1 protein-coding gene is annotated in these 1,193 nt (G+C 65.6%); it reads left to right on the top strand.

Translation table 11 applies throughout. The annotated features are described in order from the left end of the window. The first annotated feature begins 156 nt into the window (after positions 1 to 156). Positions 157 to 1,110 (top strand): helix-turn-helix transcriptional regulator, encoded by a 954-nt coding sequence (locus AC1DJN_RS22010; protein ID WP_025878502.1) that lies wholly within the window; start codon positions 157 to 159, stop codon positions 1,108 to 1,110. Positions 1,111 to 1,193: the final 83 nt, after the last annotated feature.

Genomic DNA, 1,193 nt, shown 5'->3' with positions numbered 1-1,193 from the left:
ACCCGTTGGATATCGCATTCGGGCTGGCATTGGAGAAAATGACAGGAATCTATTTCCAACTCTGAAAGCGCAGGACCGATCCGCGCTGCAGGTGCACGATGGAACGTGCGGGCACATCGTCGCCGGCACCCATCATCCATGGTTGAGCGCCGAGCGATGTCCCGATATTTCACGTTTGCCGATTACCGCCGTTTTGGCCAGCGACACGGCTATGACTACCGTGCCGATCCAAGCCACCTGCGCGAAGAACAGTGGGCCGGTCACGGCGACCTGCACGAACAGACCCTGCGCGGCGGCATGAGCCTGCTCGCATCGGATGTGCACAACCGCATCGCCTACACCGCCACAGCGCACGAACGGCCCGGCCTGGTCATCCGCGTGATGCTGCAGGGCCAGGTCGACGTGCAGGTTCCCAACCGCAGTGACTTCAGCCTGCGCGCAGGCACCGCCGTGACCACCAGCCACCGCGACCATGTGGCAATGGTCGGCGTCCATCCCGGCAATATGCGCCTGCGTGGCATCAGCCTGATGGTGCCAGCCGATCTGGACCCGGACCTGCTGCGGCAACCGCAATTGCAGCGGGCATTGGGTTCACACATGGAATGCAGGCACTGGGCGATTCCGCACGCGATGYTGCCGCCTCTCGCGCAGCTGTTCGACAGCCCCTGGCAGGATGGCCTGGACGCGCTGTGGCGCGAGGGCATTGCCCTGCAGCTGCTGTCCACCGGCCTGCAGGCCGATGATCTGCACGCCGAAGGTGCGCGTGCGCTGCGCAGTGGCCAGCGGGCACGGCTGGAACGCGTACGGACGTTCCTGCACGACGACCCTGGCCATGCGCACAGCCTGCTGGAACTTGCCCAACTGGCCTGCATGAGCCCCAGCGCACTGCGCCGGCACTTCGTCCAGGCGTATGGCTGCTCGGTGTTCGACTACCTGCACGAACAACGCATGCGACATGCCGAGCAGGGCCTTCGCGAATCCGGCTGGAGCGTGGAACAGGCGGCTGCGGAAACCGGCTATCGGCATCCCAGCAACTTCGCTGCCGCATTCCGCAAGCGCTTCGGGCTGGTGCCCAGCCGCTGGCGCACCGGCCCTTCGAAGGTTGGTTGAAGCGCATCTGCCCGGGCAGGTGTCGACCTTGGTCGACACGCTTTCGCGCCACCGGGTTGCCGGCCAGCGGCCGGCACTACCCC

The organism is Stenotrophomonas sp. 05L414_2, from assembly GCF_056397905.1.
This window is presented reverse-complemented; position numbering and strand designations above follow the sequence as displayed.